At 73.1% G+C, this 14,251-nt stretch carries 11 protein-coding genes and 3 pseudogenes; 10 read left to right on the forward strand and 4 right to left on the reverse strand.

Annotated elements, in window-relative coordinates:
* Window positions 1–19 precede the first annotated feature (19 nt).
* The 3 genes from BJF79_RS39155 to BJF79_RS39165 are packed head-to-tail and all read left to right on the forward strand — an operon-like array spanning window position 20 to window position 3,821.
* Window positions 20–661 carry a hypothetical protein gene (locus tag BJF79_RS39155; RefSeq protein ID WP_075905002.1) on the forward strand — a complete coding sequence of 214 codons (642 nt, stop codon included), beginning with the start codon at window positions 20–22 and terminating at the stop codon, window positions 659–661.
* Window positions 658–2,628, forward strand: a complete 1,971-nt coding sequence (locus BJF79_RS39160) for a GMC family oxidoreductase (protein WP_075905004.1) — start codon at window positions 658–660, stop codon at window positions 2,626–2,628. Before BJF79_RS39155 ends, BJF79_RS39160 begins: the two co-directional genes overlap by 4 nt.
* Window positions 2,625–3,821 carry a ferritin-like domain-containing protein gene (locus BJF79_RS39165; RefSeq protein ID WP_075905006.1) on the forward strand — a complete coding sequence of 399 codons (1,197 nt, stop codon included), beginning with the start codon at window positions 2,625–2,627 and terminating at the stop codon, window positions 3,819–3,821. The genes BJF79_RS39160 and BJF79_RS39165 overlap by 4 nt, the downstream gene beginning before the upstream one ends.
* A gap of 128 nt (window positions 3,822–3,949) precedes the next feature.
* On the opposite strand, the gene BJF79_RS63730 is transcribed toward BJF79_RS39165, so the two are convergent.
* From BJF79_RS63730 to BJF79_RS39175, 3 genes are all read right to left on the reverse strand, one after another.
* A complete protein-coding gene (locus BJF79_RS63730) occupies window positions 3,950–4,231 on the reverse strand; it encodes a hypothetical protein (protein ID WP_262403229.1) in 282 nt (93 codons plus the stop codon).
* Window positions 4,174–4,998 (reverse strand): LLM class flavin-dependent oxidoreductase, encoded by an 825-nt coding sequence (locus tag BJF79_RS39170; protein ID WP_262403230.1) that lies wholly within the window; start codon window positions 4,996–4,998, stop codon window positions 4,174–4,176. Before BJF79_RS39170 ends, BJF79_RS63730 begins: the two co-directional genes overlap by 58 nt.
* Before the next feature lie 373 nt (window positions 4,999–5,371).
* Window positions 5,372–5,869 carry a MarR family winged helix-turn-helix transcriptional regulator gene (locus tag BJF79_RS39175; RefSeq protein ID WP_143220798.1) on the reverse strand — a complete coding sequence of 166 codons (498 nt, stop codon included), beginning with the start codon at window positions 5,867–5,869 and terminating at the stop codon, window positions 5,372–5,374.
* Window positions 5,870–5,977: 108 nt separating this feature from the next.
* On the opposite strand from BJF79_RS39175, the pseudogene BJF79_RS66065 reads away from it, so the two are divergent.
* The 3 genes and pseudogenes from BJF79_RS66065 to BJF79_RS63740 form a co-directional block, all read left to right on the forward strand.
* Window positions 5,978–7,006: pseudogene (locus BJF79_RS66065) on the forward strand (MMPL family transporter); the annotation flags it as partial.
* 289 nt (window positions 7,007–7,295) lie between these two features.
* The gene (locus BJF79_RS66070; RefSeq protein WP_316043531.1) at window positions 7,296–9,125 is read left to right on the forward strand and encodes an MFS transporter; all 1,830 of its coding nucleotides are present in this window, start codon (window positions 7,296–7,298) and stop codon (window positions 9,123–9,125) included.
* Window positions 9,029–9,661 carry an MFS transporter gene (locus BJF79_RS63740; protein ID WP_262403235.1) on the forward strand — a complete coding sequence of 211 codons (633 nt, stop codon included), beginning with the start codon at window positions 9,029–9,031 and terminating at the stop codon, window positions 9,659–9,661. Before BJF79_RS66070 ends, BJF79_RS63740 begins: the two co-directional genes overlap by 97 nt.
* Before the next feature lie 22 nt (window positions 9,662–9,683).
* Here the strand turns inward: BJF79_RS63740 and BJF79_RS39190 are convergent, their stop codons facing one another.
* Window positions 9,684–10,250 carry a DUF421 domain-containing protein gene (locus BJF79_RS39190; protein WP_075905008.1) on the reverse strand — a complete coding sequence of 189 codons (567 nt, stop codon included), beginning with the start codon at window positions 10,248–10,250 and terminating at the stop codon, window positions 9,684–9,686.
* Between the two features lie 237 nt (window positions 10,251–10,487).
* Here BJF79_RS39190 and BJF79_RS39195 point away from each other — a divergent pair, with 237 nt between their 5' ends.
* The 4 genes and pseudogenes from BJF79_RS39195 to BJF79_RS39205 all read left to right on the forward strand — a co-directional run bounded on the left by BJF79_RS39195 (window position 10,488) and on the right by BJF79_RS39205 (window position 14,216).
* Window positions 10,488–12,833, forward strand: coding sequence for a xanthine dehydrogenase family protein molybdopterin-binding subunit (locus tag BJF79_RS39195; RefSeq protein ID WP_075905010.1), 2,346 nt, complete (start codon window positions 10,488–10,490; stop codon window positions 12,831–12,833).
* Window positions 12,830–13,339: pseudogene (locus BJF79_RS67820) on the forward strand (FAD binding domain-containing protein); the annotation flags it as partial. The gene BJF79_RS39195 and the pseudogene BJF79_RS67820, both read left to right, overlap by 4 nt.
* Before the next feature lie 73 nt (window positions 13,340–13,412).
* Window positions 13,413–13,610, forward strand: a pseudogene (locus BJF79_RS67825) (xanthine dehydrogenase small subunit); the annotation flags it as partial.
* 87 nt (window positions 13,611–13,697) lie between these two features.
* Entirely contained in the window at window positions 13,698–14,216 is a 519-nt protein-coding gene (locus tag BJF79_RS39205; protein WP_075905012.1) for a (2Fe-2S)-binding protein, read from the forward strand.
* Window positions 14,217–14,251 lie beyond the last annotated feature (35 nt).

Here is a 14,251-nt window from a genome sequence, read left to right on the forward strand (position 1 = left end):
AGCGAGAAGGGCGCACGACATGGCCATTTCTGCGGACGCGCACGAGTTCGTCCGACTGTGCATACCACTGACCGGCTTCGCCGAGTTCGACCTGTACGGGACGGGCATGGCGCAGCTCTACCTGGACACCGCCCGCGCGCAGGTGGGCGAGAAGCACTTCGCCGAGTTCCTGGAAGCGTGGAAGGCGGCCTACGAGGCCGGGGCGGGAGTGGAACTCCTGACACCGACGCAACTGGAGATCGCCCGCGCGGTGACGTACCTGTGGTACTCCGGCGCGTGGCCGAGGCTGGCTCCGGCCGCCCATGCCGACCTGCGGCGGGAGCAGGCCAACGCCGAGTTCGTCGTCGCGCCGGGCGCGTACGTCGAGGGCCTCGTCTGGCGCACCTTCCACGGGCATCCGGCCGGGGCCAAACCGCCCGGGTTCGGGACGTGGGGCGTGCGGCCGCCGCGGCCGAGCACCCTCGCCGAACTCCGCGCGGAGATCGGGATCCCCGAGCCCGGGGAGGGAGCCGTCCCGGCCGGGGAGGAGACGCTCGTGGCGGTGCCCCCGGACAAGCTGCCCGGGCCGCTGCTCGCGCGCGGCACCGCACCGTCGGCCGTCGCGACCGCCGACACCGTGCAGGGAACCGTCCGGCAAGACGCCCAGGGAGGCGGCACATGAGCGTGATCCCCGCGTCGGCGGCGGCGCGCCGCCATTACGACGCCATCGTCGTCGGGGCCGGCTGGGCGGGCAGCCTCGTCGCCGAGCAGCTCGGCGCCCGGGGCTGGCAGGTGCTGGTGCTCGAGGCCGGAAACGGCGGCACCGAGACCTGGCCCGGCTACCTCGACTCGCTGGACACGTTCTACTCGGCGGTGGCGAAGGTGCCGAACTCGGCGTACCGCCCGAACAAGGCGGCGCCGTCGCCCGACGTGCTGGACACGGCGCCGATCCGCCCGGCGGAGCCGGGCGGGAAGGAGTTCACCTCGGACGGCTACTTCGTGCAGAAGGGCCCGCTTCCGTACGGCACCGACTACCTGCGTGCGCTCGGCGGCGCCGGGATGCACTGGCTGGGAGCCGTCCCGCGCATGCATCCCGACGACTTCGCCGTGCGACGCGACTACGGGTACGGACGGGACTGGCCTCTCACCGCCGCGGACCTGCAGCCGTTCTACGCGCGGGCCGAGCGGGCGATGGGCGTGGCGGGCGACGCCGCGGAGCAGCGCGGGCTCGGGGTGGTCGCCGACCCCGCGTACGTCTACCCGATGCACGGGATCCCGCGCAGCTACATCGACGGCTACTGCGCCGAGCGGCTCGACGGCGAAGTGGTCGTGGAACCGGTGGGCGGGCAGGCGGGCGAACTGAAGGTGACCGCCCTCCCGCAGGCGCGCAACAGCACGCCCGACCCCCGTTACAACGGCGGCGAGGGGTTCCGGCCGAGCGGCGCCTCCGGGCTCCCGAACTACGGCGAACGCTGCGTGGGCAACGCCAGTTGCGTCCCGATCTGCCCGGTGCAGGCCAAGTCGTCCCCGCTGCGGGTGCAGGAACGGTTCAACGGGAACGTGACCCTCGGCACGCGCTGCGTCGTCACGCGGGTGCTGCACGGGCGCGGCGGGACCGTCCGGGGCGTGGAGTACCGGTCCTACGGCGACCCGGCCACCCCGGTGAGCGAGCCGTACACCGCGGAGGCCGACGTCGTCGTCCTGGCCGCGCACGCCATCGAGAACGCCCGCCTGATGCTGTTCTCCGAGGTGGCCACCACCAGCGGCGAGGTCGGCCGGAACCTGATGGACCACCCGACGATGCTGGCGTGGGCGCTGAGCGCGGAGGCCGACGGGCCCGTCGGCCCGTACCGCGGTCCCGGCCACACCTCGGGCGTGGAGGTGTTCCGCTTCGGCCCGGAACGCCGCGACCGCGCCCCGTTCCGCATCGAGCTCAGCAACTGGGGATGGAGCTGGGCGACCGGGGCGCCGCTGAGCAACGTCGCCGCCGCGCTGGGCGTCGGCGGCACGCCCGGCGGCGAGGTGCGGCCGGACGGCACGTTCGGCCCCGAGCTGCGGCGGCTGCTGGGTTCGGCGATCGGACGGCAGCTCCAGCTGCAGATCGCGATCGAGCAGTCCGCCGAAGCGACCAACCGGGTGACGATCGACCCGCGCCGCCACCGGGACCCGATGGGCAACCCGCGGCCGATCATCACCTACGACCTCGACGGCCACGTCCGCGACGGGATGGTCGCCGCGCACCACGTCGCGGGCCGGATCTTCGGGCTGCTCGGCGCGGCCGACCACACGAACTACGCGCCGCAGAACGGCGTCCCGCCCATCGGCCACCTGACCCGCACGTTCGGCGGCGAGGAGGTTCACCTGGCCTACCGGGGGGCCGGGCACGGCGCCGGGACCCACATCATGGGCACCGCCGCGACCGACTCGGTCGTGGACTCGTTCCAGCGGACGCACGACCACCCGAACCTCTACGCGGTGGGGTGCGGCTCCATGCCGTCCATCGGCACCAGTAACCCGACCGTCACCATGGCCGCCCTCGCGCTGCGCAGCGCCGACCACATCGACCGGCACCTGGCCGGGCTGCACCGGCCGGTCGTCGTGCGGCCCCCGGCGCAGCGGACCCCGGCCCCGCAGGAGGCGACATCATGATCACCGCCATGACCCTGCACGACGCGGGCTTCAAGATCCCGTCGACCCTTCCCGAACTGCGGACATATCTGCAGGCCGCGCTCGAAGTCGAGCACCTCACCATTCCCGTCTACATGACCGGCCTGTACACGATCCGGTCCGGCACGAACGTCCCGGCGCACTTCACCATCCGCAGCGTCGTGCTGGAAGAGATGCTGCACATGACGCTCGTCGCCAATCTGCTCAATGCGGTGGGCGGGCGGCCGAACGTCGCGCATCCGCAGTTCGTGGCCAGATATCCGGCCAAGCTGCCGTTCAGCAGCGAGACCATCCCGGCCATCGGCCTGCAGCACTTCTCCCCGGACGCGCTGCGCACGTTCCTGCGGATCGAGCAGCCCGAATCGCTCACGCCGGACCCGGACGACCGGTCCGGCTGGACGTCCATCGGGCAGTTCTACGACGCGATCCGGCGCGGGCTCCTCGCCGTCGTCGACAAGCACGGCGGCGACCCGTCCAGAGTCTTCACCGGCCCGCGCGAGCGGCAGGTCGGCCCCGAGGACTTCTACAACTCCGGCGGCGAGGCGTTCGCCGTCACCGGCCTGCCCACGGCGCTGAAGGCGATCGAGGTGATCAGCGACCAGGGGGAGGGGAGCAACGAGACGATCTTCACCAGCGACGACCGGATCTTCGGCGAGCAGCGCCAGATCGCCCACTACTTCCGCTTCAACGAGATCTACACCGGGCGCGCCTACGGCCCGCACGACGTGCCCGCCACACCGCCCAGCGGCCCGTTCCTGGACGTGACGTGGGACGACGCCTACCCCATCCGCGGCGACTCGAAGGTGGCCGACTACCGGCGATTCGCCGAGACGAGCGCGGTGTACCGGGAGGCCGTCGAGTTCAACGCCGCCTACGCCAGGCTGCTCGGCTACCTGCATTCGGCGTTCGACGGCCACCCGCGGCACATGGCGCTCGCCGTCCCCACCATGCTCGAACTTCGCGACCGGGCCCAGCAGATGTACCGCAACCCCCATCCGGACCCGAAGGAGGCCGGGGACGGCTACTACGCCAGCCCCACGTTCGAGATCGAGCAGACCCACTTCGACGAGGCCCGCGAACTCGTCCGGCGCCACGTCGACGCGGCGGGCGTCGGGACGAACGAACCCGTCGACCTCGGCCCGCTGACCGCCGGACCGGGCCGGGCGTTCGCGTGACCAGGCCGCGCCGCGGCCGGTAGATCGCGAAGGGGTGAAGGGGCGCCGGAACGCCGGGCGCCGGGCGCGGGCGCGGGACGGAACCGCCACCGGTCCCGTCCCGGCGCCCGGCCGTCACTCGTCCCGGGTCACCGGAACGCGGGCATCAGGTGCTCGTGGATCAGGCGGAGCTGGCCGTCCACGCCGGGGACGCCGGTCAGCTCGCGGCCGGTGAACGACTTCACCAGGCCCGGGTCCGTGATCGCGCAGATCATGTGGTTCACGCCGGTCGGCGCGATCTCGCTCTCGATCTTCGCGCGGACCTCGTCGGGGGTGCCCGCCAGGGACAGCTTCTCGGTGATCTCCGGGGTGGTCAGCTCGATGGCCTTGGCGAGGTCGCCGGCGCCGATGGCGTCGACGATCGGGACCATGTCCGCCGGGTCGACGCCGTTGCGTTCCAGCTGCTCGGGCGGCATCGCGACGCGTAGAGGCCGACCATGCTGCGGGCCGACTCCTTGGCGGCGGCCGAGTCGGGCCCGACCGCGAACACCACCCAGGCGCCGATGTCGAGCGACCGCCAGTCCTTGCCCGCGCGCTCGGCGCCCGCCCGGAAGTGCTCGACCGCGTACTCGTAGGCGCCGCGCGAGTAGCTGAGCGCGTGGTGCACGCCGTCGGACAGCTCACCGGCCGCCTCGAACGACTTCGGCCCGCGCATCGCGCCGATCTTGACCGGGAGCCGCTCCTGGACGGGGCGGGCGAAGGTGAACAGCCCGTCGTAGGAGTAGAACTCGCCGTCGCGGGTGATCGTGCCCTCGTCCAGCAGGGTCCGGACGACCGCGACGGCCTCCTTCACCCGGGTGAGCGGCTTGGTCCGCGCCCAGTCGATCTTGTACTGGGCGAGCACCCCGAAGTTGCCGCTGCCGAGGACGACCTCGGCGCGGCCGCCGGTGAGCTCGTCCAGGGTCGCGGCGGCCTGCGCGATCAGGGACGGCTCGCGCAGCGTCACCGCCGACACCGACGGGCCGAGGCGGATCTGCGAGGTGCTCGCCGCGGCGGCGGCGAACAGCAGCCACAGGTCCTTGTGCCACGGCTCGTCCGCCGCGTACACCGCGTGGAATCCGAGCTCGTCGGCGAGCTTGATGGAGGCCAGCGACTCCGCGACCGGGTAGTCGGGGAGCATGGCGTAGCTGAACTTCACGGAGAAACGTCTCCTTGTAGTGCGCTTCCGCGCACGATCGGGGGTCGGGACTCTCGGTTACGGTGCTGTGGCCGTAAATCACCTCCCCTCTCGATCGGGTCCGGAGTGGACCGATCTACGGCGTTCAGTCTGCTGAACGACGCGGGCTCGCGCAATTCGGGTCGCCGCCGCGATCCGCGCGCCCGAAGTGCGGCGATTCGGTTTGGGGGCCATTTTTCCAGCAATTCCAGAAAGCGCTTGACAAGCGGCTCGGTGGCGTCGCGCGGCGTCGCGGCGTGAAGGGGGCGCCGAACGGGACGCCGAATGGGGTGCGGCCGCCGCGACGTCTTCGGACCGGCGGGGACGGACGGCGTCGGCCGTCCGGCACCCGGGCTCAGCGCTCGTCGCGCTCCGCCTTCAGGCCCTCGGCCAGCGATTCCAGGAAGCGGACGATCGTGCGCAGTTCGGCCTCGTCGAACTCGCCGCGGATGTTCTCGGTCGTGCGGGCGAGGGGCCGGAAGTGCTCGCGGGCGAGGGCGCGGCCCGAGTCGGTGTAGCGGAGCCGGACGACGCGGGCGTCGGCGGTGTCGCGGACGCGCTCGATGTGCCCGCCGCGTTCGAGCCGCCCCAGGCAGGCGCTGATGGCGCCGGACGTGAGGCCGAGGTGCCGCTGCAACCCGCCGGGCGTCGTGGCGATGCCGTCGAGGAGCGCGGCCAGGGCCTGGACGTCGGAGTGGTGCAGGTCGTGGTCGCGGGCGAAGTCGCGGGTGACGCGGCCGAGTTCGGAGTTCACGCGGCGCAGCAGCGTCGCGAAGGTCCGCAGGCCGGTGCCGGTTTCCGGCGGGTTCGCATCGTCCGGGGGCGGGAAGGGGCGCGAGGGCTGTGAGGGCACGCTCCCCAGATTAGCGTTATCTCAATCATTGAGGTAACTTTCCGTTGCCGTACCGAGCGGAGCGCGTCCAGGACGGCTCCCGCCGGTGTCCCCGAACCAGGAACGGAAATGCCCGCACCACGAATCGCCCGCTGGTCCGTCCCCGTCGTCCTCCTGCTCGCCTGGCTCGTCGTCGGCGGCGTGCTCGGGCCGTTCGCGGGCCGGCTCGGGGAGGTCTCCACCAACGACCAGTCGTCCTTCCTGCCGACCGGCGCCGAATCGACGCGGGTCCTGGAGGAGCAGGCCGCGTTCGAACGGGACCGGACGATCCCGGCGATCGTCGTCTGGACGACCGGCGACGGCGGCGGCGTGTCGGACGACCGGCGTGCCGCCGCCGGGCGGGCCCTCGACTCCCTGCGCGGCGATCCGTACATCGCGGGCGAGCCGTCGCCGCCGATCCCGTCGCGGGACGGCGCCGCGCTGCAGGCCGTCGTGCAGATCCCCGCCGACGCGGGCGACCACATCGCCGAGACCGTCGACCGCATCCGCGAGACGGCGGAACGGGTGCCCGGGACAAGCGCGTACGTCGGCGGCCCCGCCGCCACGCAGGCCGACCTCGGCGACGCGTTCGCGGGCATCGACGTGCTGCTCCTCGGGGTCGCCGTCGGCGTCGTGCTGCTGATCCTCCTGGTGGTGTACCGCAGCGTGCTGCTGCCACTGGTGATCATCCTCGGGTCGGTGTTCGCCCTGGCGCTGGCCTGCGCCATCGTGTACGCGCTCGCCGGACGGGACGTCCTGACGGTCGACGGGCAGGTGCAGGGCATCCTGTTCATCCTGGTGATCGGCGCCTGCACCGACTACGCCCTCCTGCTGTCGGCCCGGCACCGCGAGGAGCTCGCCGCCGGAACGGGACGCCTGGCCGGGGTCGTGGCCGCGTGGCGCGGGTCGGCCGGGGCGATCGCCGCCAGCGCCGGGACGGTGGCCGCCGGGCTGCTCGCGCTCCTGCTCAGCGACCTGTCCAACAACCGGGCGCTCGGCCCGGTCGGTGCCATCGGCATCGGCTGCGCGCTGCTCAGCGCCCTCACCTTCCTGCCCGCCGTCCTCGCGCTGCTGGGCCGCGCGGCCTACTGGCCCGCCAAGCCGCACAACGACGGCGCGGGCTCCGGGCACGGCGTCTGGACGCGCGTCGCCGGGCTGGTGGACCGGCGCCCGCGCCGCCTCTGGGCGGGGTCGCTGATCGTGCTGGTCGCCTGCGCGGCGTTCATGCCGCAGCTGCGTTCCGACGGCGTGCCGCTGAGCGAGACGTTCGTCGGCGGAGCGCCGTCGGTGACCGCGCAGGAAGCCCTGGACGAGCACTTCCCCGGCGGCCAGGGCAACCCCGCCGTCGTCCTCACCGGCGCCGCCACGGTGCCGCAGGCCGTCGCCGCGGGCGAGCGCACCGGACGGGGTGGCCGAGGCGAGCCCCCGCACCGCGGGCGGTCCTGGCGGCGAGCCGCTCGTGGTCGACGGCCGCGCCCTCGTGGACGTCACGCTGAGCGACGCCGCCGACAGCGAGGCCGCCCGCGCGACGGTCGAGCGGCTGCGCGGCGACCTGCACCACCTCGACGGCACGCTCGTCGGCGGCTACACCGCGCAGCAGGTCGACACGCAGGCCGCCGCGCAGCACGACCGGAAGGTCATCGTCCCGGTCGTGCTGGCGATCATCGTGGTGATCCTCGTCGCGCTGCTGCGCTCCCTGCTGACGCCGCTGCTGCTGGTCGCCACCGTCGCGCTCAACTACCTGGCGACGCTCGGGGTGTCCGCGCTGGTCTTCCGGCACGTGTTCGGCTTCACCGGCACGGACGCGTCGGTGCCGCTGTACGGGTTCGTCTTCCTCGTCGCGCTCGGCGTCGACTACAACATCTTCCTGATGACGCGGGTGCGGGAGGAGTCGCTGCGGCACGGGCCGCGCGCGGGCGTGCTGCGCGGGCTGACCACGACCGGCGGCGTCATCACCTCGGCGGGCGTGGTGCTCGCCGCGACGTTCGCCGCCCTCGTCGTCATCCCGCTCGCCTTCCTCGTCCAGATCGCGTTCATCGTCGCGTTCGGCGTCCTGCTGGACACCCTCGTCGTGCGCTCGCTGCTGGTGCCAGCGCTCGTCCGGGACGTGGGCCCGCGCGTGTGGTGGCCCGGCGCCCTGTCCCGCCGCGCCGCGACGACGACGCCGCCTGACGTCCGGGCGTCCGGGCGTCCGGGCGGGCGCCGGGGGACGTGCGGCCGCGAGGTCACGATCATTTTGCGAAAGATCGGGATCGCGCGCGGCGGCCGGGGGAAGAGCCCGGGAGGTCGTCGGACGATCGGCGTCGGCTCTGCCCGGCGAGCCCGGAGGATATCGAGAATGCAAGGCTCTTCCAGCGTCCCGCCGTACCGGGAGGGCCCGCTGTCGGAGATCCCGTCCGCGGGCCTGCGCAAGATCTGGACGTGGGGGATCCTCATCGCGTTCGGGGGCTTCCTGTTCGGCTTCGACACCGGGGTCATCTCGGGGGCGCTGCTGTTCATCAGGAGCGACTTCGACCTGAACTCCTTCCAGCAGGGCAGCGTCGTCAGCGTGCTCGTGCTCGGCGCGATGGCGGGCGCGCTGGCGGCGGCGCGGATCGCCGACCGGTTCGGCCGCAGGCGCGCGCTCGAAGCCGAGGGGCTGACGTTCCTCCTCGGCACGGTGGTCGCCGTCTTCGCCCCCGGCTACTGGACGCTGATGGCGGGACGGCTGATCCTCGGCCTCGCGGTCGGCGCGGCGTCCGCGACCGTCCCCATCTACCTGTCGGAGATCGCCCCGAAGGGCATCCGGGGCCGCCTGCTGACCCTCAACCAGCTGATGATCACGACGGGCATCCTGGTCGCCTACCTGGTGAACCTCGCGTTCTCCGGGGGCGGCGACTGGCGGGCGATGATCGCGGTCGGCGCGGTCCCGGGGCTGGTGATCGTGGTCGCCGCGGTGCTGATCCTGCCGGAGTCGGGCGTGTGGCTGCTGGAGCACGGCAGCGCGCGGAGTGCCGCAAGCTGGTCGCGTCGGTCACCAACACCGCGACCGCCGACCGGCTGCTCGAACGGTACGAGCGGCGCAGGCGCGAGGACGCGGGCCGGGTCGAGCCGGATCAGGCGGGTGCGCGGGCGCTGCTGGAACGGCACGTCCGGCCGGCGCTGGTGGTCGGGCTCGGGCTCGCCGCCCTGCAGCAGTTCGCCGGGATCAACACGATCATCTACTACGCGCCGACGATCATCGAGCAGACCGGCCTGACGGCGTCGAACGCCATCTTCTACTCGATCGCCATCGGCGTCATCAACCTGGTGATGACGATCGTGGCGGTGCGCGCCATCGACCGTGCCGGGCGGCGGAAGCTCATGCTGGTGTCGCTGGCGGTGATGACGGTGACCATGGCCCTGCTCGGCCTCGCGTTCGCCGCCGACTGGTCGTCGGGGCTGTCGCTGGTGTGCATGGTGCTCTACATCGCCGGTTACGCGGCCGGGCTCGGGCCGGTGTTCTGGACGATGATCGGCGAGATCTTCCCGACGCGGGCCCACGCGGCGGGATCGAGCGCGTCGACGACCGTCAACTGGGCGTCCAACTTCGTGGTCAGCCTGGCGTTCCTGCCGATCGCGAAGGCGATCGGCCAGGGCCCGACCTTCTGGATCTTCGCGGTGATCTCCCTGGCCGGCCTGGTGTTCGTGCTCCGCTACGTCCCGGAGACCAAGAACCGCGAGTACGCCGACATCGACCGCGACCTGCAGCGCCGCTTCGGGCGCCGCCCGGCGGAGCCCGCCGCGACGGGCTGAGCCGCGGCACGCGGCGCGGCGGCTAGCCGGGGCCGCGCGACCGGAGGAGTGCCTCGATGGCGGCGAGACGGTCCTCGACGCGGGCGATGTCGCCCCGGGTGGCGTTCGACTCCGTCGGCTTCAGCACGATGACGAGCTGCCCGCTCGGTTCGAGGGAGGCGCTCGCGACGTCGGACAGCTTGTCGCCCTTCTGCATGCGCACCGCGTTCTCCAGTTCGGCGCGGCGCAGGGACAGGCGCAGCGCGGCCCGCCGGTCGAACTCGCCGTCCTCGACGACGGTCGTCGGGGTCCCCTCCAGCACGCGGCCGACGCGCTCGTCGAGGGCGAGCCAGCGGTTCATCGCGGCGTTGAGCAGGACCAGGGTGACGGCGCCGATCACGCCGCCGAGCAGGCTGTCGTCCGGTCCGATCACCGCGTTCTGGACGACGTTGGACAGCAGGAACACGACGGCCATGTCGAAGGTGTTCAGGTTCGCCAGGCCGCGCTTCCCGCTGATGCGGAACAGCGCGAGCACGACCACGTAGACCAGGGCCGTGCGGATCACCTTCTCCGCGATCGGGATCCCGACGGTCATCATGTCGTGCCACATGGCGCTCCTCCCCAGGCGTCACCGGGGATGATCCACGACCGCGCGCCACCTCCCGGCCAACGAATCCTCCGCGTCTTCCCACGATGTGCCGCGTTCCGCCGAAAGTGACCCCTGACCACCTATTGCGGCGATGCTGTGCAGATGCTTAGCATCGCTGAGCGAGAACGGCATTACCGGATCGTGCGCTAGGAGGCCCTGGATGGCTCACTTCCCGTCTCGACCGGCCGGAACGGGCCGGTGACCGGAGTGCGGGCGGCCGCGGCGCGCTACGCGGGCGCCCGGGTGGCCCGGGTGGAGGATCCGCGGCTGCTCACCGGCCACGGCACCTACGTCGACGACGTGGTCCGGCCCGGGATGCTGCACGCGTGCTTCGTCCGCAGCCCGCTCGCCCGCGCCCGGATCACCGGCGTGGACGCGGCCGAGGCGCTCGCGCTCGACGGCGTGCACGCGGTGTTCACCGCGTCGGACCTGAACCCGGACGTGCGGGAAGCCTGGTACACCCTGATCGGCAAGGACGTCCCCGACACCCCGCGGCCGCCGCTGGCCGAGGGCGAGGTCCGCTTCGTCGGGGACCCGGTCGCGCTGGTCGTCGCCGCCGACCGCTACATCGCCGAGGACGCCGCCGAGCTGGTGTTCGTGGACTACGAGCCGCTGCCGCCGGTCCCCGACTACGCGACCGCGCGCGAATCCGGCGAGCCGGTGCACGCCGAGTACCCGGAGAACGTCGCCGGGACGCTCGGCGGCCCGCCCCTGGACGACCTCGCCCCGGTCTTCGACGAGGCGGCGCTGGTGGTGCGCGAGACGATCCACCAGCAGGCGTACGCGCAGGTGCCCATCGAGACGCGCGGGATGGTCGCGGAGTGGTCCGCGCCGTCCGGCGAGCTGACGATCTGGACCGCGACCCAGTCGCCGCACGAGGTGCGGCTGTTCTGCTCCCGGCTGCTCGGGCTGCCGGAGCAGCGCGTCCGGGTCGTGATGCGCGACACCGGCGGCGGCTTCGGGCAGAAGGTCGCCCCGCAGCGCGAGGACATGTGCGTCATGCTGGCCGCGCGCAAGGTGCCCGGCGCGCTGAAGTGGATCGAGGACCGCCGGGAGAACCTCATGGCGGCCGGGCAGGCGCGGCACTCGCACGCCGACGTGCACCTGGCCTTCGAAGCGGACGGGACGATCACGGCCGCGGCGATCGACTACGTGCAGGACGTCGGCGCCTACCCGACGCCGTGGCCCGTCGGGACGGCCGCGGCCGTCGGGATGTTCTTCCCCGGGCCGTACCGGGTGCCGCGGGGCACCTGGACGTCGACGTCGGTGTTCTCCAACACCGCCGGGCTCAACGCCTACCGGGGCCCGTGGCAGATGGAGTCGCTGGCGCGCGAGGTGCTGATGGACGTCGCGGCGCGCCGCCTGGGCATGGACCCGGCCGAGCTGCGCCGCCGGAACCTGCTGCGCCGGGACGAACTGCCGTACACCAACCCGAACGGGATGCCCTACAGCGACGTCACGCCGCTGGAGACGTTCGAGCAGGCGCTGGAGATGCTCGACTACGACGCCTTCCGCAAGGAGCAGGAGCGGGCCCGCGCCGACGGCCGGTACCTCGGCGTCGGCACCTGCACCTACGTCGAGCCCACCACCGCCGCGATGGCGCTGCACGCCACCGAGGGCGCGACGATCCGCATCGAGCCGTCCGGCAAGGTCAACGTGTACGTCTCGGGCGGATCGAGCGGCAACAGCATCGAGACGACCGTCGTGCAGCTCACCGCGGACGAGCTGGGCGTCGACATCGCCGACGTCAGCACCATCCAGGGCGACACGGCGATCACCCCGTTCGGCGGCGGCGCGGCCGGCAGCCGGTCGGGGTCGATGACGGCGGGCGCCGTCGGCGTCACGGCGGCGGTGCTGCGCGAGCGGATCACCGCGATCGCCGCGCACAAGCTGGAGGCGGCCCCGGACGACATCGAGCTGACCGGCGGACGGGCGCGCGTGCGCGGCGTGCCGGACGCGGAGGTGTCGCTGGCCGAGATCGCCGAGACCGCCTACTTCCAGCCCGAGGCCCTGCCGCCCGGGGTGCCGCCCGGCCTGGAGCACAGCGGCCGGTACCACCCCGACAACCCGATAATCTTCGCCAACGCGACGCACCTGTGCACCTGCGAGGTGGACGTCGTGACCGGCCAGGTCACGCTGCTGCGCTACATCGTCAGCGAGGACTGCGGCCCGATGATCAACCCGAACGTCGTCGAGGGGCAGATCGCGGGCGGCGTCGTCCAGGGGATCGGCGGCGCCCTGTACGAGCACCTCGCATATGACGAGGAGGGCAACCCGATCGCCACCACGTTCATGGACTACCTCCTGCCCACGGCCGCGGAGGTGCCGACCATCGAGTACGGCCACATCGAGACGCCCGCGGCGGGACCCGGCGGCTACAAGGGCGTCGGCGAGGGCGGCGCGATCGGCGCGCCCCCGGCGGTGGTGAACGCCGTCGCCGACGCGCTCGCCCCGTTCGGCGCGGAGATCACCCGGCTGCCGCTCACCCCGGAGTCGATCGTCGCGCTGGTCCGCGCCGCGGACGGACGGGCGGTGACGCGATGAAACCGGCCGCCTTCGACTACCACGCGCCGACCGACGCCGGGGAAGCCGTCGCGCTGCTGTCGGACCTCGGCGAGGACGCCAAGATCATCGCGGGCGGGCAGAGCCTCGTCCCCATGCTCGCGCTGCGCCTGTCGGTCCCCGAGCACCTGGTCGACCTGCGCCGCATCGGCGGCCTGCGCGGCATCGAACGCCGCGACGGCGTCCTGCGGATCGGCGCCTGCACCACCCAGGCCATGATCGAACGGTCCGCCGAGGTGGCCCGCGACGTCCCGCTGCTCGCCCGCGCGACCCCGCTGATCGGGCACTTCCAGATCCGCAACCGCGGCACGATCGGCGGATCCCTCGCGCACGCCGACGCCGCCGCCGAGTACCCGGCGGTCGCGCTGGCGCTCGGCGCCCGCATCCACGCGCGGTCGCCGCGCGGCGAGCGGACCGTCCCGGCCGACGAGTTCTTCACCGGCATGTGGACCACCGAGTTGGCGGAGGACGAGCTGCTGACCGCGGTCGACTTCCCCGTCCGGGACGGACGCGGCGGGTTCGCCGTCGAGGAGTTCGCGCCGCCGCGGCGGGGACTTCGCGATCGCGGGCGCCGCCGTCGCCGTCGAACTCGACGACGCCGGTGTGGTCCGCCGCTGCGGCATCGGCCTGTTCGGGCTCGGCTCGACACCGCTGCGCGCCGCCGCGGCGGAGGCCGCCGTCACCGGAACCGCCGCCGCCGACATCGACGCCGACGACGTCGGGCGCACCGCCGCCGCCGAGCCGGACACGGTCCCGGCCGACCTGCACGCGTCCGCCGATCACCGCAGGAACGTCGGGGCCGTCGTGGTGACGCGCGCTGGCGACGAGCCGTCCAGGAGGCCGCCCATGCCTGACGCCGACATCCGGATGCGGGTCAACGGCGTGACCCGCCGCGCGACCGTTCCGCCCCGCCTCACCCTGGCCGACTACCTGCGGGAACGCTGCGGGCTGACCGGCACGCACCTGGGCTGCGAGCACGGGGTCTGCGGTGCCTGCACGGTCCTGCTGGACGGCGAGGCGGTGCGCGCCTGCCTGGTGTTCGCCGTGCAGGCCGACGACGCGGAGGTCACCACCGTCGAGGGCCTCGCCGCGCCCGACGGCGAGCTGTCGCCCGTCCAGGCGGCGTTCCGCGACAACCACGGGCTGCAGTGCGGATTCTGCACGCCGGGATTCGTCGTCTCGGTCACCGCGCTGCTGCGCGACAACCCCGACCCGACCGACGAGCAGATCCGCGAGGGCCTGTCGGGCAACCTGTGCCGCTGCACCGGCTACCAGGGCATCCTCAAGGCCGTCCGGGCGGCGGCGCGGACGGCCGACCGAGCCCCGGCCGCCGACGGTGCGCCCGCCACCGAAAAAGCCCGCTGAACCTCGACCCCCCACCTCCCGAGAGAGAAGAGGAC

This window comes from Actinomadura sp. CNU-125 (assembly GCF_001942465.1).
In the GTDB taxonomy this organism is placed as follows: Bacteria; Actinomycetota; Actinomycetes; order Streptosporangiales; family Streptosporangiaceae; genus Spirillospora.